The 24,020-nt window shown below is 42.7% G+C and carries 22 protein-coding genes and 1 riboswitch; of the genes, 20 read left to right on the top strand and 2 right to left on the bottom strand.

The features are described 5' to 3' along the window. The first annotated feature begins 36 nt into the window (after positions 1-36). From H8716_RS04285 to H8716_RS04260, 6 genes are read left to right on the top strand one after another with little or no spacing between them, the layout of a single operon-like run. Positions 37-2,331: a pyridine nucleotide-disulfide oxidoreductase/dicluster-binding protein gene (locus H8716_RS04285; RefSeq protein ID WP_249307288.1), complete on the top strand. Its 2,295-nt coding sequence runs from the start codon at positions 37-39 to the stop codon at positions 2,329-2,331. Next, a complete protein-coding gene (locus H8716_RS04280; RefSeq protein ID WP_005427475.1) occupies positions 2,331-2,552 on the top strand; it encodes a DVU_1557 family redox protein in 222 nt (73 codons plus the stop codon). The genes H8716_RS04285 and H8716_RS04280 overlap by 1 nt, the downstream gene beginning before the upstream one ends. Then, the gene (locus tag H8716_RS04275; protein WP_249307287.1) at positions 2,553-3,086 is read left to right on the top strand and encodes a class I SAM-dependent methyltransferase; all 534 of its coding nucleotides are present in this window, start codon (positions 2,553-2,555) and stop codon (positions 3,084-3,086) included. Positions 3,087-3,089: 3 nt separating this feature from the next. Further along, positions 3,090-3,524 carry a DVU_1555 family C-GCAxxG-C-C protein gene (locus H8716_RS04270; protein WP_249307286.1) on the top strand — a complete coding sequence of 145 codons (435 nt, stop codon included), beginning with the start codon at positions 3,090-3,092 and terminating at the stop codon, positions 3,522-3,524. Further along, positions 3,521-4,846, top strand: coding sequence for a radical SAM (seleno)protein TrsS (gene trsS, locus H8716_RS04265; RefSeq protein ID WP_249307285.1), 1,326 nt, complete (start codon positions 3,521-3,523; stop codon positions 4,844-4,846). Before H8716_RS04270 ends, trsS begins: the two co-directional genes overlap by 4 nt. A gap of 20 nt (positions 4,847-4,866) precedes the next feature. Continuing rightward, positions 4,867-6,042: a DVU_1553 family AMP-dependent CoA ligase gene (locus tag H8716_RS04260; protein ID WP_249307284.1), complete on the top strand. Its 1,176-nt coding sequence runs from the start codon at positions 4,867-4,869 to the stop codon at positions 6,040-6,042. A 33-nt stretch (positions 6,043-6,075) separates the two neighbouring features. Here the strand turns inward: H8716_RS04260 and H8716_RS04255 are convergent, their stop codons facing one another. After that, on the bottom strand, positions 6,076-6,807 hold the full coding sequence (locus tag H8716_RS04255; RefSeq protein WP_249307283.1) for a DUF5714 domain-containing protein: 732 nt from the start codon (positions 6,805-6,807) through the stop codon (positions 6,076-6,078). 330 nt (positions 6,808-7,137) lie between these two features. Between H8716_RS04255 and H8716_RS04250 the strand changes: the two genes are divergently transcribed. The 5 genes from H8716_RS04250 to H8716_RS04230 all read left to right on the top strand — a co-directional run bounded on the left by H8716_RS04250 (position 7,138) and on the right by H8716_RS04230 (position 13,980). Beyond that, positions 7,138-7,338 (top strand): cation-transporting P-type ATPase, encoded by a 201-nt coding sequence (locus H8716_RS04250; protein WP_249307282.1) that lies wholly within the window; start codon positions 7,138-7,140, stop codon positions 7,336-7,338. Positions 7,339-7,375: 37 nt separating this feature from the next. After that, positions 7,376-7,560, top strand: a riboswitch (cobalamin riboswitch). Between the two features lie 384 nt (positions 7,561-7,944). Then, the gene (adhE, locus tag H8716_RS04245) at positions 7,945-10,557 is read left to right on the top strand and encodes a bifunctional acetaldehyde-CoA/alcohol dehydrogenase (protein ID WP_249307281.1); all 2,613 of its coding nucleotides are present in this window, start codon (positions 7,945-7,947) and stop codon (positions 10,555-10,557) included. Between the two features lie 147 nt (positions 10,558-10,704). Next, positions 10,705-12,096: a beta/alpha barrel domain-containing protein gene (locus H8716_RS04240; protein ID WP_249307280.1), complete on the top strand. Its 1,392-nt coding sequence runs from the start codon at positions 10,705-10,707 to the stop codon at positions 12,094-12,096. A gap of 12 nt (positions 12,097-12,108) precedes the next feature. After that, positions 12,109-12,753 (top strand): GntR family transcriptional regulator, encoded by a 645-nt coding sequence (locus H8716_RS04235; RefSeq protein WP_249307279.1) that lies wholly within the window; start codon positions 12,109-12,111, stop codon positions 12,751-12,753. 18 nt (positions 12,754-12,771) lie between these two features. Beyond that, entirely contained in the window at positions 12,772-13,980 is a 1,209-nt protein-coding gene (locus H8716_RS04230; RefSeq protein ID WP_249307278.1) for an NADP-dependent isocitrate dehydrogenase, read from the top strand. A gap of 94 nt (positions 13,981-14,074) precedes the next feature. On the opposite strand, the gene H8716_RS04225 is transcribed toward H8716_RS04230, so the two are convergent. Beyond that, on the bottom strand, positions 14,075-15,997 hold the full coding sequence (locus tag H8716_RS04225; protein WP_249307277.1) for an ABC-F family ATP-binding cassette domain-containing protein: 1,923 nt from the start codon (positions 15,995-15,997) through the stop codon (positions 14,075-14,077). Positions 15,998-16,129: 132 nt separating this feature from the next. Here H8716_RS04225 and H8716_RS04220 point away from each other — a divergent pair, with 132 nt between their 5' ends. From H8716_RS04220 to H8716_RS04180, 9 genes are all read left to right on the top strand, one after another. Continuing rightward, a complete protein-coding gene (locus H8716_RS04220; RefSeq protein WP_249307276.1) occupies positions 16,130-17,449 on the top strand; it encodes an aspartate kinase in 1,320 nt (439 codons plus the stop codon). Between the two features lie 72 nt (positions 17,450-17,521). Next, positions 17,522-18,160, top strand: coding sequence for a redox-sensing transcriptional repressor Rex (locus H8716_RS04215; RefSeq protein ID WP_249307275.1), 639 nt, complete (start codon positions 17,522-17,524; stop codon positions 18,158-18,160). Between the two features lie 71 nt (positions 18,161-18,231). After that, positions 18,232-19,074 (top strand): NAD(P)H-hydrate dehydratase, encoded by an 843-nt coding sequence (locus H8716_RS04210; protein ID WP_249307274.1) that lies wholly within the window; start codon positions 18,232-18,234, stop codon positions 19,072-19,074. A gap of 10 nt (positions 19,075-19,084) precedes the next feature. Beyond that, a complete protein-coding gene (gene alr / locus H8716_RS04205) occupies positions 19,085-20,224 on the top strand; it encodes an alanine racemase (protein ID WP_249307273.1) in 1,140 nt (379 codons plus the stop codon). Positions 20,225-20,348: 124 nt separating this feature from the next. After that, entirely contained in the window at positions 20,349-20,705 is a 357-nt protein-coding gene (locus tag H8716_RS04200) for a type II toxin-antitoxin system PemK/MazF family toxin (protein ID WP_249307272.1), read from the top strand. Positions 20,706-20,770: 65 nt separating this feature from the next. Then, positions 20,771-21,637 carry a hemolysin family protein gene (locus H8716_RS04195; protein WP_249307271.1) on the top strand — a complete coding sequence of 289 codons (867 nt, stop codon included), beginning with the start codon at positions 20,771-20,773 and terminating at the stop codon, positions 21,635-21,637. A 15-nt stretch (positions 21,638-21,652) separates the two neighbouring features. After that, complete coding sequence (locus H8716_RS04190) at positions 21,653-22,381, top strand: YebC/PmpR family DNA-binding transcriptional regulator (protein WP_249307270.1); 729 nt, start codon at positions 21,653-21,655, stop codon at positions 22,379-22,381. 2 nt (positions 22,382-22,383) lie between these two features. Further along, positions 22,384-23,166, top strand: coding sequence for a CFI-box-CTERM domain-containing protein (locus tag H8716_RS04185; protein ID WP_249307269.1), 783 nt, complete (start codon positions 22,384-22,386; stop codon positions 23,164-23,166). Between the two features lie 119 nt (positions 23,167-23,285). Next, positions 23,286-23,963 (top strand): ClpP family protease, encoded by a 678-nt coding sequence (locus tag H8716_RS04180; protein ID WP_283242959.1) that lies wholly within the window; start codon positions 23,286-23,288, stop codon positions 23,961-23,963. Positions 23,964-24,020: the final 57 nt, after the last annotated feature.

The following is a 24,020-nucleotide window of genomic DNA, read 5'->3' as shown; positions in this document are numbered from 1 at the left end:
CTGCCTCCCCTTTACAGACGAAAGGAGTATCAGGTTATGACATACATACAGGAGAGAGGTTCTACTCACGTTTATCATGTAAATCGAATGTCAAAAGAAGAGATGGATCATATGATCAGTCTCTGCGTCCATGAACAGCCTGCCTACTGTGTTGCAGCCTGTCCTTTCAAAGTAGATACAAAAGAGATGCTGTATTATGCTGCAAAAGGAAATTTCAAGAAAGCGTTGGCAATTTATGAGAAAATTACACCATTTCCAATGATTCTCTGTGATGGATGTACGGCACCTTGCGAAGATAATTGCAAGCTTTGTGAACTTGGTGATGGTGTCTCCATACGAGAAGTAGAACGTGCGATTGTCCGGTATGGAGAACCAGGAAGACGAAGCAGTGTATTTCGCATGAGAAAGAAGAAAAGGGCAGCAATCTTTGGTTCTGGATTATTTCCACTGTTTCTTGCAGGGGAACTGGAAAAGAAAATGTATCCTACGACGATTTATTGCAAGGAAGAAGATTATGAAAGCTATATTGCAGCGGCAGCCGGACATCTTTTGGAATCAGACCGCAGCAATGAAGCGAAACGTCTGAAATCTATGGATCTTTCTTTTGAATTTGGATGCAGTTTGAATCTTCCGTTCATCAGAGAAAAAATGGAACTGGCAGATGTGGTCTGCGCATCAGAAGAAGTGGCAAAAATGTTAGCTCCGGAAGAAGCAGCAGATATCGAGATTATGTTAAGGGAACAGGCAAAGATTGTCAGCGGACCTGCGGAATCTGTGATGGATGCGGCTTTTGCCGCAAAGCGAGCAGCTCTGACAGTGGATTTTCTGGTACAGAATTTATCGCCGCACAGCAACAGAGGCAGTGAAGGAGCAGTGACTACCAAGCTTTATACGAACATGGAAGGAATCCATGGATCGAATAAGATTTTCTGTGGTCAGGATGGATATTCAAAAGAAGAAGCTGTAGAAGAAGCAAAACGATGTATTCAGTGTCATTGTGACGAATGCATGAAAGGCTGTGTGTATTTAAGTGAATATCAAAAACATCCGGGTTTATTAGCCCGTGAGATCTATAATAATACGCAGATTATCATGGGAGATCATCCGATGAACAAACCGATGAATGCCTGTGCCCTCTGTGGACAGTGTACGGTGATTTGTCCGAATGGATTTGATATGAGTCAGGTGTGCAAGTCAGCAAGAGAAAATATGGTATCCACAGATAAGATGCCGCTGGCGCCACATGAATTTGCACTGATGGACATGTTATTTTCAAATTCAGAGGCTTTTTTAAGCAGACTCCAGCCGGGATATGAAACTTGCAGATATGTATTTTTTCCGGGCTGTCAGGCAGGTGCGATAGCGCCGGATGTGGTTATGCAGGCATACGAAGATTTAAGTAATCGGGTAGATGGAGGTGTTGCTCTGATGCTGGGATGCTGTGGTGCAATCAGCGAATGGGCAGGCCGCTATGAAATGACAGAAAAAGTAAATGAGCAGCTGAAACAGGAACTGTCCAGGCTTGGTGATCCGATCATCATAGCAGGCTGTCCAAGCTGCATGAAGCAGCTAAAAGAAAGTATTGGAGCACATGTTATAGGAATCTGGGAAATTTTGAGAGAAATCGGACTTCCACAGCAGGCGAAAGGACTGGAGATACCGGTTGCCATACATGATGCCTGTGGTGCCAGAGGGGATGCACAGACACAAGATATGATACGACAACTTTTGTCGGATATGGGATGTATCGTTGAAGATACAGAATATTCCAGAGATTTGTCTCCATGTTGTGGATATGGAGGTCTGACGGCATATGCCAATAAAGATATGGCAGCGAAAATGACAGAAAAGTGTCTGGAACGTTCCGATGCACCATATATTACATACTGCATGGCATGCAGAGACCGATTTGCCAGAGAGGGAAGAGAATCCCGACATATACTTGAACTTCTGTATGGGGCAAATGCCAGCAATATGCCTGATATCAGTGAGAAACGCTACAACAGGCTCATATTGAAACAAACACTTTTAAAAAACATCTGGAATGAGGAATCGATCATGGAGAAAAAAGACTATACTGTTGCCTATACAGAGGAGGCAATCCATATGATGGATGAGCGCATGATACTGAAAAGTGATGTGGAACGTGTGTTATCAGATTACAGAGAAAATCAGGAAGCAATCCTGGATGAAGAAACAAAAGAACTGGTTACAAGAAGCAGACTGGGAAATGTCACATTCTGGGTGCGGTTTGTGGAAACAGAAGACGGATATCTGGTACACAGAGCATACAGTCATCGAATGAATATTATGAAAAGGGTGGGACAGTAATGGCGGTAGAGAGAACATATTATACGATTGATCCGGAAGGAAAGCTGACCTGCATGAAATGTAAGGTTCCGCTTGTAAAAGGAAAAGCAAAATTTATGTATTTGGAAAATGGATTTCCTGTGGAAATGCCTGTCTGCCCAAAGTGTGGATTTGTGTATGTTCCGGAAGAACTCGCACTTGGAAAAGTGCTCGCGGTAGAGCGTGCACTGGAGGATAAATAGATGAACAGGCATCCGGGAGGGGAAGCGCAGACGCTTTATCTTCTGGAGAACATAGAATGGAAAAAAGAAATGAAAGCACTGGATCTTGGAGCAGGAGAAGGAGACACGATACGGATCCTGAAATCATTTGGGATGGATGCACATGGTGTGGATCTTTTCCCACGGGGCAGTGATGTGGAAACAGGAGATTTTCTGCATTTGCAGTATCCATCAGACAGTATAGATCTTTGCATCAGCCAGTGTGCATTTTTTGTCAGCAGAGATCAGAAAAATGCACTATCTGAATGTTGGCGTGTTTTGAAAAAGGGAGGTTTTCTATTATTGTCAGATCTGGATACTGGAAATCTTTCAGAAATGGCAGAACAGACAGGATTTACCATTCTCCGGCAGGAGGATCAGACGTTACTTTGGCGGGAATATTATCTGGAAGCAATCTGGAATGATTCGTTCTGCTGCGAAGAGTATAAGCTTCTGCAGAAAGAATATAAAGGTAAGAAGCTGCGCTATACCATGTTGGTTGGCAGAAAGGAGTAGCACATGGATCTTTATGAAAGAATCATAGAACTTAGCAGTATGGGTTATCATTGCTCACAAATGGTTATGATTATGATACTGGAAGCCATAGGTGAGGAAAATCCACAGCTTGTAAAGGCTTTGGGAGGTCTTGGCGGCGGGATCGGTTATTGTGGAGATACTTGTGGCTGCCTGACAGGAGGAGCCTGTGCGATAGGTTTGTTCCTGGGCAATCTGGCTCCGCAGGAGAAAGAAGATATACAGATGAAACCGGCTGTGCAGGAATTATATCAGTGGTTCCATAAGAAGACCGAAGAAGAGTTTGGTGCTTTTTATTGTAAGGACATCACTTCCAATCTGGATTGGGGAGTGATCATGGAGCAATGTCCTGCGCTGATTGCAGATACTTATACAAAAGTGATAGAAATACTGACAGAACGGGGAATATTGGAACTATGATTACGCTGGGTAAAACAAAAAGTGTATGCCCGATATGTATGAAAGTACTTACGGCTAAAAAATGTATCGGTGAAGATGGCATTTATCTGGTGAAAGAATGTGATATCCACGGAAAGTTTCAGATACTGATCTGGGAGGGAACGGCAGCAGAGTATCTTTCCTGGGGGAGAGAAAACCTGTCTGCGGAAACTCCTGTAAATCCCAAAATCAAAGAGAAATCTTGCCCGGATAATTGTGGACTCTGTGAGGAGCACGAACGAAAAGGCTGTTGTATGATACTGGAAGTGACAAAGCGCTGCAATATGCACTGCCCGGTCTGCTTTGCTTCGGCAGGGGAATGTCTGGAAAACGGTGATCTTTCAATTGACGAAATAGAAAAGCAATATGATTTTCTGATGGATCATGGAGGACCATTCAATATACAGCTTTCCGGAGGAGAACCAACCATGAGGGAGGATCTTCCGGAGATCATACATATGGGAAGAGAAAAGGGGTTCACATTTTTTCAATTGAATACCAATGGAATCCGTCTTGCGCAGGAAGCAGGATACGCCAGAAAACTAAAAAAAGCAGGACTGAATACGGTATTTCTTCAATTTGACGGTGTCACAGATGACGTGTATCAGACATTGCGCGGACGCTCTATGATGGAACTGAAAGAAAAGGCTGTGTTAAACTGTTCGGAAGCGGAACTGGGAATTGCTCTGGTACCTGTTATTGCGCCAGGAGTAAATGACATGCAGGTTGGAGATATCCTGAAGTTTGCGATGGATCATATGCCATTTGTAAGAGGAGTACATTTTCAGCCGATCAGCTATTTTGGCAGATGTTCTCAGCAGCGTCCACAAGCTCCGATTACCATACCAAAGATGTTAAAGCTGATCGAGGAACAGACTGACGGGCTTATGAAAAGCGAGGATTTCGCCGGTGGTGGAGCAGAGAATCCATACTGTTCTTTTCATGCAAGTTATCTGAAAAAAGGTGAGAGGGAACTGAAACTCCTGGAAAAGAAATCAGGCAGAGGATGTTGTTGTACTACCAGCGATGATTCCAGACAGTTTGTGGAAAATCAGTGGAGCTATAGCACAAAAAAATTTGATGATGATGAAATGACACAGACAGATGCGCTGGATGAATTCCTGATCCGGGTTCATAATGAAACTTTTGCAGTATCAGGGATGATTTTTCAGGATGCATGGAATCTGGATCTTGAACGTCTGAAAAGATGTTATATCTGCGAGGTGGATTCTGATTATGGAATGGTGCCGTTTTGTGCATATAATCTGACGAATTCGAAAGGAATATATTTATACAGAAAGTGAAACGATCGAATATAGATGCAATGATCTGTAAGCAGGAGGGCATTACAGAGATTACAAGAGATGAAATACACAGAATACAGCTGGAGAAATTAAATATTGTACTGAAGAGAGAGAAAGAACGAGAGGGTTTTTACCGAGATTTGCCGGAAAGACTGGAAAGCCTGACAGATCTGAGAAGCCTTCCTTTTACAACAGAAACAGATCTGGCGCGAGATGGAGGCAGGATGCTGCTTTGCTCTCAGGGGGAAGTACAGAAAGTGATATCAGAACAGACAAGCGGAACTACCGGTGCCGGTAAACGTGTATTTTATACAGAGGGAGACTGTGAACACACTATAGAACTTTTTATGGCAGGTCTGGGTGAATTTATTTATCCTGGAAGTATAACGATGGTGGCTATGCCATTTTCAGGTCCTTTTGGATTGGGAGAACTGATCGCGGAGGCAATCAGACGTCTGGGAGCAAAACCTCTTTCAACCGGGACAGGAAGAACTTATGGCGAACTGAACAGGATTCTGGAAGAGGAGCAGCCGGATACGTATGTGGGAATGCCGACGGCATTGCTTTCCATGCTTCGAATGTGCGGAAAAGGCAGTATAAAAAGAGCACTGGTATCCGGAGATGCCTGTCCGAAAACTGTCATGAAAGCAATCGAAGAAATTCTGCAAACACGACTTTGGCCGCACTATGGTTCCAGAGAGATGGGGCTTGGAGGTGCCATTTGCTGCACGGCGCATGGGGGCATGCATATGCGGGAAAACCATTGTATTACAGAGATTATAGATGAGAACGGAAATGTGCTGCCGGACGGTAAATGGGGAGAACTGGTGATTACAACCATTGGAATGGAAGCACAGCCGTTGATTCGATATCGAACCGGTGACTGGACAAGGATCATTCCAGGAAGATGCCTCTGTGGAAGTGAAATAAAACGCCTGGACTTTGTAAAGCGGATGGATCCATTGGGAAGTATCAGAGAGATGGATGAATTGCTGTTTGAGATTCCGGAACTGGTAGATTATTGTGTGAAAATTGTAGATGGAAAAAAGGAAATTACAGCGCTTTTTACATCGGACAATGGAGAAGAACAAATCAGGAGTGTTTTGGAAGAGAAGGATATTCGTTCATGGAACTGCAAAAAAGCAAAGTGGGAAGATGGGGCGCTGTATCCTGGCAAACGAGTTACAAGGCAGTGATTTCGTGGTATCATGGAATCACTGCCTTGCCTGTTATTCAGGATAGTATGGACAATCTTCCTGGATGCATTCGCGATTATCTTCGCAGTATTTACACGTTATAGAAGATGACGGAATGTTTACAGAACAAAACTGACTGTAAAAATGAACAGCTTCTTCAATGGCAATTCTGCTGGTACGTTTGCAGCAGCGAGGTCCACCAACATCTGCCAGTCTGGATAAAATAATGGAGACAAGTTTTTGAGGAAACGGCCATGCATCTTTGTGAAGTGGACTGGATCCAGTCATAACGGACATGAAAATACCGGCTCCGGCAGCAGCTCCACAGACACCCCAGTAACCACAGGTACCGCCCGGAACCTGCTTCGCTCTTTTACAGATCTCAGATAGTGCAGCATCGTAATTCATATGTTCTCCATTATTGCGAAACGCTGTCAGAAGAACGCACGGAACAATTGCATGATGCTCTGGTCCATGCATATGTACAGATGGAAGATCCATAATTTTTTCTAGAAGAAGCAAAGCATCTTTTTCGGTACTGTCTCTGAGCGCTGCGATTACCGGAGCATATGTGCCATAGCTGTGACAGGCATCACAGATAAAGTGACTATTTTCACAGACCGCATTGGTTAATTGTTCTTTATGGCAGATACTACACGTCTGAATAGAGCTTTCAGCACGATACGTAATAGGAGCACCACAAATCAGACATCCGGAAAAATGTTCCGCTTCACCACAACAACAGGAATTATTCGTATGATCCATTTGATTCACCTCCGGAGAATTTATTTTAATAGTGTTAACGATGTAAAAAGTATAACATAAAATGAAAAAGTAATGATAAAGTATCTTGACAATCATGTTACTTTGGGTATATGATTTGATCCGATAAAGGGGAGTAACCTGCGCTTAACAAATTGCGTTTGTGATGTCGTCAGTACAGTGGAAGCATCCGGTATCATAAGGAAATGGTGAGACTTTTATTGCATTTTTTATTATGCAATGAAGGTCTTTTTTTTATATTTTTTTCAAAGAGGTCTTTCATTGCATAAGAAATTCAGGTAGTAAATACTTAGAAACGAAGAGGCGGAAGTGATGAAGGAAATTTATCAGCAGACGGTAGAAGAGGTTCTTGAAAGGGTGAATGGCAAGAAATCTGGGCTTACGAGTGAACAGGTGAAAAGATCCAGAGAAAAGTGTGGGTGGAATGAACTTACAGAAGGAAAGAAGAAAGGCATTGCTGTTTATTATTTATTGAGTACAAAAATATGCGGAATTTTTAGATTATTTTATTGACAATAACTGAAAAATAACCTATACTATGAGTGTGTAATTGAATATTACTTTATTAAGTGCATGAGCAATCATGAAAAGGGAATTGGGTGAGAATCCCAAGCGAACTGGTCACTGTAATCAGGGAGTAGGTCCAACATACCATTGCACAACCCAAGAGTGTGAGAAGGTGGAACCATATGATGATCTGTAAGCCAGGAAACCTGCTTAGTAAATGAGATGTGCTCCAGATACAGCGCAAGCATCCAACCAAACGACATCGTTTGTGAGACGTGACTGCATGGGTGAGCAGGCACATTTTTGTTTTAAAGACAACTTTAAAACGCTTACATTGAATGGATGAATCTCAGTAGGAGATTACACAAATACCTCCTTCATACCGGAGATTCTTGTTAATCCGCATAACAAGAGAACGGCATGAATCCCCGGCAGATTCCGCAGCTGCCGGGGATTTTTTATACTCTGATTATTTTTTATCAATTTATCTAAAAGTTCTATTATTTCCTTATAATATATGTGAAAATTGCACATTGACAAAATATTAACGATAATATAAAATATGGCATAGTTAAATAATTAACAATATAAAATTTTTAAAGGAGGACACAGATGGCTGACAAAACAATCAAAAAGAACACCATTGAAACTCTGGAGGATCTGGAACTTGCGATGCAGGAACTGCGTGAGGCACAGAAGATCTACGCAACCTACACACAGGAGCAGGTAGATGCAATTTTCAAGGCTGCGGCAACAGCGGCAAACAAGGCTCGTATTCCATTATCCAAGATGGCAGTTGCTGAGACCGGCATGGGAGTAATGGAAGACAAGGTTATCAAGAACCATTACGCAGCAGAGTATATGTACAATGCATATAAGAACACCAAGACCTGTGGTGTCATCGAAGAAGATCCTGTATATGGTATTAAGAAAATTGCAGAGCCACTTGGTGTGATTGCAGCGGTAATTCCTACAACAAATCCAACCTCTACCGCAATTTTCAAGACCCTGATCTGCCTGAAGACCAGAAATGGTATCATTATCAGCCCTCATCCGAGAGCAAAACAGTGTACTGCAGAAGCTGCTAAGATCGTACTGGAAGCGGCAGTGGCAGCCGGAGCACCAAAGGGCATTATTAAATGCATAGATGTTCCGTCACTGGAACTGACAAACAAGGTTATGCAGGAAGCTGACTGTATTCTGGCTACCGGCGGACCTGGAATGGTTAAGGCCGCTTATTCTTCAGGTAAGCCTGCACTGGGCGTTGGTCCTGGTAATACACCGGTTATCATTGATGATTCCGCAGATATCAAGCTGGCTGTGAACTCCATTATTCATTCCAAGACATTTGACAATGGTATGATCTGTGCTTCTGAGCAGTCTGTAACTGTTCTGGAGAGTATTTATAAGGCAGTAAAGGATGAATTCAAGTATCGTGGATGTTATTTCCTGAAGAAAGATGAACTGGATAAGGTCAGATCTGTCATCCTCATTAACGGTGCATTAAATGCCAAGATTGTTGGTCAGAAGGCGGCTACGATTGCGAAGATGGCAGGTGTAGAAGTTCCTGAAGAAACCAAGATTCTGATTGGTGAAGTAGAGTCTGTAGATATCAGTGAACCGTTCGCACATGAAAAGCTTTCACCTGTTCTTGCTATGTACAAGGCAAAAGACTTTGATGACGCATTACAGAAGGCTGAACAGCTTGTTGCAGATGGCGGATATGGTCATACTTCTTCTCTTTACATTAATGTGAATGAAAAAGAAAAGATGGCAAAACATGCTGCTATGATGAAGACCTGCCGTATTCTGATCAATACACCGTCTTCGCAGGGTGGTATCGGTGATCTTTATAACTTTAAACTTGCACCGTCACTGACACTGGGATGCGGAAGCTGGGGCGGTAACTCTGTTTCCGAAAACGTGGGTGTAAAACATCTGATTAATATTAAGACCGTTGCGGAAAGGAGAGAAAACATGCTTTGGATGCGTACCCCGGAAAAAGTATACTTTAAGAAGGGCTGTACCCCGGTTGCCCTGGATGAATTGAAAAATGTAATGGGCAAGAAGAGATGCTTTATCGTAACGGACTCTTTCCTGTATAAGAATGGCTTTACCAAGAAGATCGAAGATAAGCTGGATCAGATGGGTATCGTACATACCTGTTTCTCAGATGTTGAACCGGATCCTTCACTGGCAAGTGCAAGAGCAGGTGCAGCAGCAATGAGAGCATTTGAACCGGACTGCATCATCGCAATGGGTGGTGGTTCTGCAATGGATGCCGGCAAGGTTATGTGGATGTTATATGAGAATCCGGATGCTGATTTCTCAGAAATGTCTATGGACTTCATGGATATCCGTAAGAGAGTTTACACCTATCCTAAGATGGGTAAGAAAGCTTATTTCATTGCCATTCCGACTTCTTCAGGTACCGGTTCTGAGGTAACACCGTTTGCGATCATTACAGACCGTGATACAGGAATCAAATGGCCGCTGGCTGATTATGAACTGATGCCGGATATGTCTATCGTAGACACTGATAACATGATGAGTGCTCCAAAGGGTCTGACCTGTGCATCCGGTATTGACGTTATGACCCATGCCATTGAAGCTTATGTATCTATCATGGCTTCTGATTATACAGACAGCCTTGCTCTCCGCGCAATCAAGCTGGTATTTGAATATCTGCCAAGAGCATATAAGGACGGCAATGATGTCGAGGCAAGAGACCATATGGCAAATGCATCCTGTATGGCTGGTATGGCATTTGCTAATGCATTCCTGGGACTGAACCATTCACTGGCTCACAAGCTTGGTGCATTCCACCATTTGCCACACGGTATTGCAAATGCGTTGGTTCTGTTAAATGTAATGCGTTACAACAGTGCGGAAGTTCCGACCAAGATGGGAACTTTCCCGCAATACCAGTATCCACATGCTCTGCAGCGTTATGCAGAGATCGGAAGATCTGTTGGTCTGACGGGCAAAAATGATCAGGAAGTATTTGAAAAACTTCTGGCTAAACTGGATGAGCTGATGCGTACCATCGAGATTAAACCAAACATCAAAGATTACAATGTAGATGAAAAGCATTTCCTGGATACTCTGGATGAAATGTCTGAACAGGCATTCAATGACCAGTGTACCGGTGCAAACCCAAGATATCCGCTTGTATCTGAGATTAAAGAGCTGTATCTGAAATCCTATTACGGAGAAGAAAAATAATAGAGATATTACCAGGCGGGGCTGCAATTGCAGCTCCGTTTTCTTGCTCTTCAAAAAAATAATGTTTTATTCTTGACAAGTTTTGTATAATTGTATACAATTATACAAAACTAAAGCAAAAGCGAACAATCGAATCGAGGAGTTATCATGGAAAACAGAAAAGTCAAAATGAATGAAAAGACCAATCTTCTGGAACTGGAAGAACATATGTATCCCCTGGTTGATGTACAGTCACCGAACGTATTCCGTAATCTTTTCCCGTACGATGAAGTACCAAAAATAGCATTTAATGACCGAGTTGTACCTCACCATATGCCAGATGATATCTGGATTACAGATACAACTTTCCGTGATGGACAACAGTCCAGAGAACCTTATACTACAGAACAGATTGTAAGAATTTATGACTATTTTCATAAACTTGGCGGTCCGAATGGAAAGATACGTGCCTGTGAGTTTTTCCTGTACAGCAAGAAAGACCGTGATGCGGTAGAGAAATGTCTGGAAAAAGGCTATCAGTTCCCGGAAGTTACCAGCTGGATCCGTGCGAATAAGAAGGATTTCCAGCTTGTAAAGGATATGGGATTAAAAGAAACAGGTATTCTGGTAAGTTGCTCCGATTATCATATTTTTTATAAGATGAAAATGACACGTTTCCAGGCAATGTTCCATTATTTAAGTATCGTCAGAGACTGCCTGGATATGGGAATCAGCCCAAGATGTCATCTGGAAGATATCACAAGAGCGGATATCTATGGTTATGTCATTCCATTCTGTCTGGAATTAATGAAGCTGTCAGAAGAATATAAGATTCCGGTCAAAGTAAGATGCTGTGATACCATGGGATATGGTGTCAACTATCCGGGTGCTGTGATCCCTCGTTCTGTACAGGGTATCATCTATGGTATTATGACCCATGCCGGTGTACCAAGTGAGATGATTGAATGGCATGGTCACAATGACTTCTATAAAGCAGTCAGCAACTCTACTACAGCATGGCTTTACGGCGCATGTGGTGTGAACTGTTCCCTGTTCGGAATCGGAGAACGTACCGGTAATACACCACTGGAAGCAATGGTATTTGAATATGCACAGCTTCGTGGTTCACTGGATGGTATGGATACCACTGTTATTACAGAATTAAAAGAATACTACGAAAAAGAGATCGGTTATACGGTACCGTCACGTACGCCGTTTGTCGGCAAGAATTTCAATGTGACAAGAGCAGGTATTCATGCAGATGGTCTTCTGAAGAATGAAGAGATCTACAATATCTTTGATACAGAAAAATTCTTAAACAGACCAGTGCTGGTATCAGTGTCCAACACATCCGGTCTTGCAGGTATAGCTCACTGGATCAACACATACTATAAGCTGCCGGCAGAGAAAAAGCTGGACAAAGAATGCGAACTGGTTAAGATGGTAAAAGCATGGGTAGATCACGAATATGAGGAAGGACGTGTAACTGTTATTACAGATGATGAACTGACAGATGTGATTGCAGACTGCTGTTCCAAATTAAATTATGATCTGGTATAACAGGAGAAGAGAATGGACGATCATTATTCATTAGGCGGGAAAGTATTTACCCAGCTAAAAAACAGTATTCTTGCAGGTGAATTCGAGGATGGGGCAGAGCTGAGGGAGATAAGTCTTTCCAAGAAGCTGGGTGTCAGCCGTACACCTGTAAGAGAGGCACTCCGTCAGCTGGAGCAGGAAGGGCTGGTAGAGATTTTTCCGAACAGAGGTGCCCATGTAAAAGGAATTACTGCCAAAGATGTGGAAGATATTTTTCGTATCCGGGCACGTCTGGAAGGGCTGTGTGCAGAGATGGCTGTTTCATTCATTACGCAGCCACAACTGGATAAATTAGAAGAGATTATTCTCCTTTCCAAATTTTACGAAGAAAAAAAGGATATGGAGCATCTGCTGAATATGGATAGCCAGTTCCATGAAGTACTTTTTGAATCCTGTGGAAGCAAAATGCTGGAGCACCAGTTAAAAGATTATCATCAGTATGTACAGAAGGCGAGACTGCGTTCTCTGAAGCGTCAGGAACGGGCAAAAAAGTCTACTCAGGAACATGAGGAGATTCTGGAAGCAATTAAAGCGAAAGATGCAAAAAAAGCAGATGAACTGGCAACCAGGCATATTTTAAATGCAATTGCCAACATTCATATGGAACATGAATCATAGAGAGATGAGGACAGAATAATGGATAAAATTAAAATGATAACCCCACTGGTAGAGATGGACGGAGATGAGATGACCAGAATACTCTGGAAAATGATCAAGGATGAATTACTGCTGCCATTTATTGACCTGAAGACAGAATACTATGATCTTGGACTGGAACACAGAGATGCGACCAATGACCAGGTTACAGTGGACAGCGCAATGGCAACAAAGAAATATGGTGTTGCGGTAAAATGTGCAACTATCACACCAAATGCTGCCCGCATGGAAGAATATCATCTGAAAGAGATGTGGAAAAGTCCAAATGGAACCATCCGTGCACTGCTTGACGGAACGGTATTCCGTACACCGATTATTGTAAAGGGCATTGAGCCGAATGTTCGTACCTGGAAGAAACCAATCACCATTGCCAGACATGCTTATGGTGATGTATATAAGTCTGTTGAGATGAAAGTACCGGGACCTGGAAAGGCTGAACTGGTATTTACCGGTGAAGATGGAACGGTCATGAAAGAAACGATTCATGAATTTAAAGGACCTGGTGTACTGCAGGGTATGCATAATCTGAACAAGTCCATTGAGAGCTATGCCAGAAGCTGTTTTTCTTATGCACTGGATACCAGACAGGATCTCTGGTTTGCAACCAAGGATACTATTTCCAAAAAATACGATCATACGTTTAAAGACATTATGCAGGAGATCTATGAAAAGGAATATGCTGACAAGTTCAAAGAAGCCGGTATTACCTATTTCTATACCCTGATTGATGATGCAGTAGCACGTGTTATGAAATCAGAAGGCGGCTATATTTGGGCATGCAAGAATTATGACGGTGACGTTATGAGCGACATGATTTCTTCTGCGTTTGGTTCTCTTGCCATGATGACCTCTGTGCTTGTTTCTCCGGACGGCAACTTCGAGTATGAAGCAGCACATGGAACGGTACAGAGACACTATTACAAACACCTGAAGGGAGAAGAGACCTCTACTAATTCCGTGGCAACCATTTTTGCATGGAGCGGAGCTCTGAGAAAAAGGGGAGAACTGGATCGGATTCCGGAATTAATGACGTTTGCAGATAAACTGGAAAAGGCAACTCTGGATACCATCGAGAGCGGAAAAATGACAAAGGACTTGGCATTGATTACCACACTGGAACACCCGGTTGTATTGAACAGTAAGGATTTTATTTGTGCCATTCGTGAAAATCTGGAGGCTTCATTATAAGAATAAAATAAGAAGAACGTGAAAGAACACATGAACTGTCTGAAGTTCATGTGTTCTTTGCTTTACTGACACTTTATTTGAATGTGTGAAGTCCTTACATCAGGGATTCCCATACTTCATACAGAGCTTCCAGTTTTTCTGCGATCTCTGCCTTTTCTTTGTTCAGTTCCATACATTTTGCCACATCGGTGTAGACAGATTCCAGACACATCAGATCGTCAATTTCCTGATCTCTGGATTCCAGCTTCTGGATCTGATCTTCTGCTTTTTTCAGGTCATTCTGGCGTTTTCGTTCTTTGGCCTGTTCTTCTTTACGTTTTTGCCAGTCATCCTTATTGCTGGAAGATGTTTCGGATACTGTCTTGTTCTCAGAAACAGCCGTATCGGAAGATGGAGCATAAATACTGGTCAGTTCTTCACGCTTTTCCAGATAATAGTCATAATTTCCAATATAATTAACCAGAGTATTTCCTGTCAAATCGAGAATCCGGCTGGCGGTCTGATTAATGAAATAACGGTCATGGGACACATACAGCACCGTTCCGGTGTATTGATTCAGGGCATTTTCCAGGATCTCTTTGGAGATAATGTCCAGGTGGTTGGTCGGCTCATCCAGAATCAGGAAGTTTGCTTCAGACAGCATCAGCTTGGCAAGAGATACACGTCCCCGTTCACCACCGCTTAAGTCTTTGATCTGCTTGAATACGTCATCTCCGGTAAAGAGGAATGCTGCCAGTGTATTGCGGATCTCTGTATTGGTCAAAGCAGGGTAGTCATCTGCGATTTCCTCAAACAGTGTTTTTTCCATATGCAGGACATGATGTTCCTGATCGTAATATCCGATATGCACTTTGCTTCCCAGTGTGAAGGAACCGGCGTCTGCTTCGATAACGGAATTAATGATTTTCAGAATCGTTGTTTTACCGGTCCCGTTATTGCCGATAATAGCCACTTTTTCTCCGCGTTTTATAAAAAAGTTCAAGTCAGAAAACAGAGAAAGATTGCCGAAGGACTTGGATAGGTGCTCTACCTTCAGGACGTCTTCACCGCTCTCCACACGGGGATGAAGCTGAAGATGGATCTCATTGTCTAGTTCCATCGGCTTGTCCAGACGTTCTATCTTATCCAGCATCTTTTCCCGGCTTTCTGCACGCTTAATGCTTTTTTCCCGGTTGAAGGATTTCAGTTTTGCGATGACCTGCTCCTGATGCTTAATTTCCTGCTGCTGATTCATCCATGCTTTTAGCTGGGCATCACGCAGCATTGCTTTTTTCTGTGCATAATCAGAATAATTGCCGAGAAATACAGTAGCTTTTCCGTTATCCAGTTCTACGACCTTGGTAACTACTTTATTTAAGAAATAACGGTCATGTGCCACGATCAGGACAGCACCGGGATAATTCAGTAGGAAAGTTTCCAGCCAGGCAATGGAATTCATATCCAGGTGGTTGGTTGGTTCATCTAGTAAAATAATATCCGGGCGGGAGAGCAGCAGTTTACCCAGTGCAACGCGTGTTTTCTGTCCACCGGAAAGAGTGGAGATGGACTTGGAGAATTCTTCTTCTTCAAATCCCAGACCTTTTAATACACCGGTCAGTTCACTTTTATATGCATAGCCATTCTGGTTTTCGAATTCTGTGCTCAGCCGGTGGTAAAGATCCAGTGTGGCAGAGAGTGTTTCGCCCTCCTGGTCCTTCATATCCTGTTCCAGAGAACGTAGCTTTTCTTCCATAGCGATAATGTCTTTTTTCACTTCCAGAAGTTCTTCGTAGATCGTATGCTCACTGGATACTGCTTCGTGCTGCGCAAGATATCCAATGGTTGCACCCTTGGACAGCGTAACTTCTCCCTGATCGGCAGCTAACTGATTCATAATAATTTTCAGGAGTGTAGACTTACCGGCACCGTTGATTCCAACAATTGCTGCCTTTTCCCGTTCCTCCACGTGAAAAGTAACGTCTTTTAAAACATGTTTGGCTCCAAAAGCCTTATCTATATGACTGCAAGATAGTATCATAATTCACATCCTATTTCTAACTGATTTGGGCATTGCCGGATACAGTTTAACATATTCCTGTAATTTACTCTAGCTTTTTTGCAAAAAATGCAGTAATATATTACATTGAAGCGATACATAGGAGGATTTCGTATGAAAAAAGTAGTAAAGTTCGGAGGAAGTTCGCTGGCAAGTGCACAGCAATTCAGTAAGGTAAAAAGTATTATTACAGCAGACAAACACAGAAGATATGTGATTCCATCCGCTCCGGGCAAACGTTTCAGTGGAGATACCAAGGTCACTGATATGCTTTATGATTGCTATGATACCGCAGTGAGCGGAAGTAATTTTGAAGAAAAACTGGATAAGATCCATGAGAGATATAACGAGATTATTGAAGGATTACACCTGGACCTTTCACTGGATAAGGAATTTGATAAGATTTATGAATACTTCAAAAATGGTGCAGGCGTGAATTATGCGGCATCCAGAGGAGAATATCTGAATGGTATCATTATGGCAAATTATCTTGGATTTGAATTTATCGATGCGGCAGAAGTGATCTTTTTTGATGAAGACGGAGAATTTGATTCCGAGAAGACCAATAATATTCTGAGTCTGCGGCTGGAGAAGACAGACTGTGCAGTCATTCCCGGTTTTTATGGTGCTATGCCAAACGGAACGATTAAGACATTTTCCAGAGGTGGATCCGATATTACCGGATCTATTGTTGCACGTGCAGTGAAAGCAGATCTGTATGAGAACTGGACCGATGTATCAGGATTCCTTGTAACGGATCCACATATTGTAGAGAATCCGGAACCGATTGAGATTATCACATACCGTGAACTGCGTGAACTTGCTTATATGGGAGCGTCTGTACTTCATGATGAAGCAATTTTCCCGGTCAGAAGAGAAGGTATTCCAATTAATATCAAGAATACCAATGATCCATCTGCACCTGGTACCCTGATTGTAGAGAGCACCTGTAAGAAACCAAAGTATACCATCACCGGTATTGCTGGCAAGAAGGGATTTGCTTCTGTCAATCTGGAAAAGGACCGTATGAATACGGAGATTGGATTTGGCAGAAGAGTGTTAAGTGTTTTTGAAGAGAATGGATTATCCTTTGAACATATGCCTTCCGGTATTGATACCATGAGTGTGTTTGTACAGCAGTCTGATTTTGAAGAAAAAGAACAGAAGATCCTGGCAGGACTTCACCGTAGTGTGGATCCTGATTTTCTGGAAATTCATTCCAATATTGCATTGATTGCAGTAGTGGGAAGAGGTATGAAGTCTACGGAAGGTACTGCGGGCAAGCTGTTTGCGGCTCTTGCAAAAGAGGATATTAATATTCGTATGATTGATCAGGGATCCAGTGAGTTGAATATTATCATCGGTGTCAATGAAAAAGATTTTGAGAAAGCAACCCGTGCGATTTATCATGTATTTATTACAGCATCTCGTTAATTGACAAGTATTTAACAGTAATGTATACTGAAAGAAAAGTATTAAAATTCAATTTACGGGGGTGACGAATCAGTGCAGGAACGGGAAATTTCAAAAGCCGTAATAAAGCGTCTTCCACGCTACTACCGATATCTGGGCGAATTACTGGAACACAAAGTGGAGCGTATTTCATCAAATGAATTAAGTGACAGAATGCAGGTTACTGCATCACAGATCCGTCAGGATTTGAATAATTTTGGCGGATTCGGGCAGCAGGGATATGGATACAATGTAAAATATCTTTACAATGAGATCGGAAAAATCCTTGGGCTTGACAAGACATACAATATGATCATTATCGGTGCAGGACATCTGGGACAGGCAATTGCTAACTATGTAAAATTCGAAAAACGTGGATTTCGTATTATAGGAATTTTTGATACCAATCCTGATCTGGAAGGAACAACCATACGTGGTATACAGATTATGACAGATGATAAATTGCCGGCTTTTCTGAATTCACATGACATTGATATTGCAACGCTGACACTGCCAAAGACCGGAGCAGAAGAGATCGCGCCTCTGTTGGTAAAAGGTGGTGTCAAGGCAATCTGGAATTTTGCTCATACGGATCTGGATTTGCCGTCTGATATTGTAGTAGAGAATGTGCATTTGTCAGAGAGTCTGATGCAGTTATCTTATAATATTAACAGAAAAGACAAAAAGAAATAAAAAGCAATGCTGCCAGAGGATTTCCGGGACATTCCGTGAATGGATTTGGCAGCCTTTCTTTTGGAGAATAAATGCAGATACAATCATATGAAGAATGGGAACTGAAAGAAAAGCTGCCACCAAGATATGAAGATTCCAATAAGGGCGACTATGGAAAGCTTCTGCTGGCTGCCGGCAGCCGTAATATGTGTGGAGCAGCTTATCTTGCGGGAAAAGCGGCCTACCGCAGCGGCGTGGGACTGGTCTACATCTATACGGAAGAATGTAACCGTGTGATTTTGCAGGAACTTCTGCCTGAGGCAGTATTGATCACCTATCAGCCTGAGCGGTGGGACAGATCTCAGCTTGAGACTGCGCTTCAGGGGATAACAGCCGTGGCAGCAGGACCTGGGTTGGGAAAATCGACATGTGCGGGAGAAATTCTGCAGACAATATTAAAAAACAGACTTCCTAAGGTACTGGATGCAGATGCTCTTAATCTCCTGGCATCTCATCCTCAATGGTATAAGCTGGCTCAAGATTCGTTTGTTGTGACACCCCATCCTATGGAAATGAGCCGTCTTACGGGCATTCCGGTAAAGGAGATACAGGAACATCGTAGCAAAATAGCCTTGGATTATGCACGGGAGCATCATCTGGTCACAGTATTAAAAGGCAGTCATACGGTTGTGACGGATGGTCTGGATGAATATATAAACAATACCGGGAATCATGGAATGGCAACTGGCGGAAGCGGGGATGTGCTTACCGGGGTGATCGGTGCATTTCTCGCACAGAAGATGGATCTTTTTGAGGCTGCAAGACTGGGGGTATATGTCCATGGACTGGCAGGCGACACTGTCAGGAAAGAGCGTGGGACCTATTCCATGATGGCAGGTGATATCGCAGATCGAATTTTATATGGTATAGAATGAAAGGGGCATCATGAACAGTTATAGCAGAACGTATGTAACCGTGGATCTGGATGCGATTGCATATAATTTTGAATCGATGAGAAAAAATATCAGGGAAGGTACACAAATGATCGCAGTCATCAAGGCAGATGCCTATGGACATGGGGCAGTTACGGTTGGACGTTTCCTGGAGACTTTCCCTTATATCTGGGGATTTGCCACCGCAACCGCAGAGGAGGCACTGGAGCTTCGTGATGCGGGAATTCAGAAACCAATTCTGGTTCTTGGATATGTATTTGAAGATCACTATGAAGAACTGATTGACAGGGAAGTCAGAATGCCGGTATTTGATCTGGAAACGGCAGAAAAGATTGCAGATTATGCAGAACAGCTTCATAAAAAAGCCAAAATCCATATTGCACTGGATACAGGCATGAATCGGATCGGATTTAAAGATACTCAGAAAAGTGCTGCTGTTATTTGCAAAATCAGCCAGATGGAGTCTTTACAGATCGAGGGAATGTTTACGCATTTTGCCAGGGCAGATGAAACAGATAAGATTTATGCAGACAGACAGTTCCGCCGTTACATGGATTTTCACAGACAGCTTCAGGACTGGGGCGTATCTATTCCGGTCTGCCATTGTTCTAACAGTGCGGGGATTATCGACATGCCTTACGCTAATCTGGATGTGGTACGGGCAGGAATTACCATATATGGCATCTATCCATCTGATGAGGTACAGAAAGAAAAGATCCCGCTGAAACCAGTTATGTCATGGAAGTCTGGCGTTGCTTTTGTAAAAGAAGTAGAAGCGGGGGAACAGATCAGCTATGGTGGCACATTTGTAACTCCAAAGAAGATGAAGATAGCAACCATTCCAACTGGATACGCCGACGGTTATCCACGAATGCTTTCCGGTAAAGCCAGTGTGCTGATCCATGGGAAAAGGGCACAAATACTGGGAAGAATCTGTATGGATCAGTTTATGGCAGATGTAACTGACATTCCGGATGTATCCAGAGGAGATGAGGTGACACTTCTTGGACGGGATCAGGAGGAAGAGATTACGGTAGAGGAATTGTCAGATCTGTGTGGACGATTTCCGTATGAATTTGTCTGTTGTGTCAGCAAACGTGTCCCTCGTGTGTACCTTGGCGGCGGAAAATAACAGACAAATCATGAAAAGTTACCAAAAAGTTTTTTTCACATATAGTAGAGCAGATGCATAATCGAAAAAAGATTGGAAATACTCCAGCCATCCGGATAAATAGAAAAATGGAGTGTGACTTAATTTGGTTATTCGCAGAGGTGATATATTTTATGCAGATCTCAGACCAGTGATCGGATCGGAACAGGGCGGTATCCGGCCGGTCCTGGTTATCCAGAATGACATCGGCAACAGATACAGTCCGACGGTGATTGTTGCAGCCATTACATCCAGAATGAATAAGGCAAAGCTGCCAACCCACATAGAGATCGATGCTGCCAGATACCATATCGTGAAAGATTCTGTCATACTGCTGGAACAGCTCCGTACCATCGATAAGTCCAGACTGAAGGATAAAGTCTGCCATCTGGATGAAGGAATTCTGAAAAAAATCGATGCGGCACTGATGGTCAGTCTTGAATTAGGTACATACCTGTCTTGACGAAACAGCAGATCAATGTTATATTTAAACGATGAATCTATGATAAATAGAAAGGATGTACAAAATTGTCAAAGTCTTTTATGGAGCGTCTTGCCCAGCAATTTGGAATTTCCACTCCTACAGAAGAGGAATTCCAGAGCGAGATTGTCTCTATGGTTGAGGAAGGATGTCAGCAGGGAATCATTCGGTCAGATGAATCAGAGATGATCAAGAACATTTTTGATCTTGCCAGCAAGCAGGCACAGGATGTGATGACTCACAGACGTCATATTGTAGGAATTGATTGTGAGATGACGCTGAAGGATGCCCTTGATTTTATGTTAAATGACAGTCATTCCAGATTTCCGGTTTATGAAGAAAACATGGATAATGTAATCGGAATTCTGTTTTTAAAAGACGCAATGAGATATATGACGCAGAAGGGATTTGCAGACTGGAAAATCCGTGATATCAAAGGGCTTCTCAGAGAAGCAGTGTTTATTCCTGAGACGAAGGAAGTAACTAGCCTTTTTCAGATGATGCAGTCTCAGAAGCTTCAGATGGTGATCATTGCAGATGAATATGGACAAACAGCCGGTCTCGTGGCGATGGAAGATATTCTTGAGGTGATAGTCGGAAATATTCAGGACGAATACGATAATGATGAACCACTTATCCAGAAGCTGGATCAGCATACATACCTGATTTCAGGTCTGGCACCTCTAGAGCAGGTAGAAGAAGAACTGGGAACGGAATTTGGTGAAACAGAATTTGAGACACTGAACGGTTATCTGATCTCTAAGCTGGATAAGATACCAGATGAGGATGAACACTCCCAAATACAGGCAAACGGATATCTGTTTCAGATTGAAAAAGTTGCCAATAAGATGATTGAAACAGTAAAAGTACAGAGGCTTCCGGAAGGAACCAATGTTGTAAAAACACAGGAATAAAGGAGAAAAATTATTATGTCAGGACATTCAAAGTTCGCAAATATCAAGCACAAAAAGGAAAAGAATGATGCAGCTAAGGGAAAGATTTTTACGATCATCGGCCGTGAAATTGCCGTTGCAGTAAAAGAGGGCGGTGCAGATCCTGCTAACAACAGTAGACTGCGTGATGTCATTGCCAAGGCAAAAGCAAACAATATGCCAAATGATACCATCGACCGCGGTATTAAGAAGGCAGCTGGTGATGCTAACTCTGTAAACTATGAGTATGTTTCCTACGAAGGATACGGACCGGGCGGAATTGCAATCATTGTAGATGCCCTGACAGACAATAAGAATCGTACTGCTGCCAATGTAAGAAGCGCTTTTACCAAGGGAAGCGGAAGCATCGGAACACCAGGCTGTGTATCTTACAGCTTTGATAAGAAAGGCCAGATCATCATTGACAAGGAAGAATGTGATATGGACGCCGATGATCTGATGATGATTGCTCTGGATGCAGGTGCAGAAGACTTCTCAGACGAAGAAGACAGTTTTGAAATTATTACTGATCCAGATGAATTCAGCACAGTCAGAGAAACTCTGGAAAAAGAAGGTATTGCTATGGCATCTGCTGAAGTAACGATGATTCCACAGAATTATGTGGCACTTACTGATGAAACTATGCTGAAGAATTTACAGAGAACCCTGGATCTTCTTGATGAAGATGATGATGTACAGAACGTGTACACCAATCTGGAGGAATAATTATGGAGAATACATATCTGACCGCCCTTCACGGAATGGAAGATGTTTTTGACAATATGGACCAACTACTGGACAGGTTTCATAAAAAATATTACATGGACGCCTTTACACAGTTCTATGAGTCACATTTCCCGGCATATCAGGCGCTGGAAGATGGCTATCATAACGCAATTGACAAGGAACAGTACATAAAGAACATGGCAGAAGCTGTGGCAGGAAAAGCAGTTTCTCTTCTTGGACGGGAAAAAAAGAAAGCCAAAAAAGCTCAGGTTTCCATGAACCTGAATCTATTTATGGTAGTATATTTTCTTCCGTCACTGAAAAAATACGACGGTCAGTGTGTGCGTCCACTGGAGGAACAGATTCTTACTGCATGGAAGGAGAGGTTCCCGGAGAGTAATATTTCCGCTGCTAATGTGGATGAGATTCAGGCAGGTTTTCAGCACAAATGGTGTTATATTACTACAGCTGTCTGCGAGACCTTTGGAAAGCCAGATGACTGTTACGAACTGACATTATTGCGGGAGTATCGTGATAACTATCTGATGAGTCAGGAAGACGGCGAAGCAGTGATCCATGAGTATTACGATGTGGCACCGACAATTGTGAAGCATATCAATCGTTCCGGACAGAAGGAAGAAGTATACCGCCATATCTGGGATACTTATCTGAATCCGTGTATTCACATGATCGAGTCAGATCAGATGGAAGAGTGCAGAGATATGTATATTAAGATGGTACATGATCTGGAAGAGGAATATTTTTATACTTATCCTCTTTCCTGATAAAATAACAAAACAAATCCCTTTATCAGCCCAAACTGATAGGGGGATTTCTTGTCATACAGGATGAATAAGTCTCACCGTTATACGGCATACTAAAAAGAAAATGTATGAGGTATGACATGGAAGAAAAGAAAAAGGAACAGGAAACGACAGCTGACAAACAAGAGAAAAGGGATGAATCTGTGAAGGAATTCGGACAGGCGGTTCTGGATCACCATATTCATCTGATTTCCATTATTGGTGAAATCGAAGGGCATGAGTGCCTTCCTTCTACCAGTAAAACGACCAAATATGAGCATCTGCTGCCACAGCTTGCAGCAATTGAAGACAGCAGGGATATTCAGGGAGTCTTGGTTCTGCTGAATACAGTAGGCGGCGATGTGGAAGCCGGGCTTGCTATTGCTGAGATGATAGCATCTTTAAGTAAACCAACCGTATCACTGGTTTTGGGTGGCAGCCATTCCATCGGTGTTCCGATTGCTGTTTCCACAGATTATTCTTTTATTGTAGCTACCGGTACCATGGTGATTCACCCTGTCCGTATGAATGGAACCGTGATTGGGGCTCCGCAGACTTATGATTACTTCAGGCAGATGCAAAACCGGATTCTGGGCTTTATCGCATCACACTGCGGTGCCGAAAGAGAACGTCTGGAGCAGTTAATGCTGGATACCGGTATGCTGACCAAAGATCTGGGAACCATTCTGGTGGGAAGCCAGGCAGTGGAAGAACATATTATCAATGAGGTAGGAGGAATATCCCTGGCATTACAGAAAATACACGATATGATACAATGATATTTGTATCATACGGATTTTTATGCTATAATCTGAAATCATGTATGCAGGGATAAG

Origin of the sequence: Jingyaoa shaoxingensis (assembly GCF_014385005.1) — a bacterium.
GTDB lineage: Bacteria > Bacillota > Clostridia > Lachnospirales > Lachnospiraceae > Marvinbryantia > Marvinbryantia shaoxingensis.
This window is presented reverse-complemented; position numbering and strand designations above follow the sequence as displayed.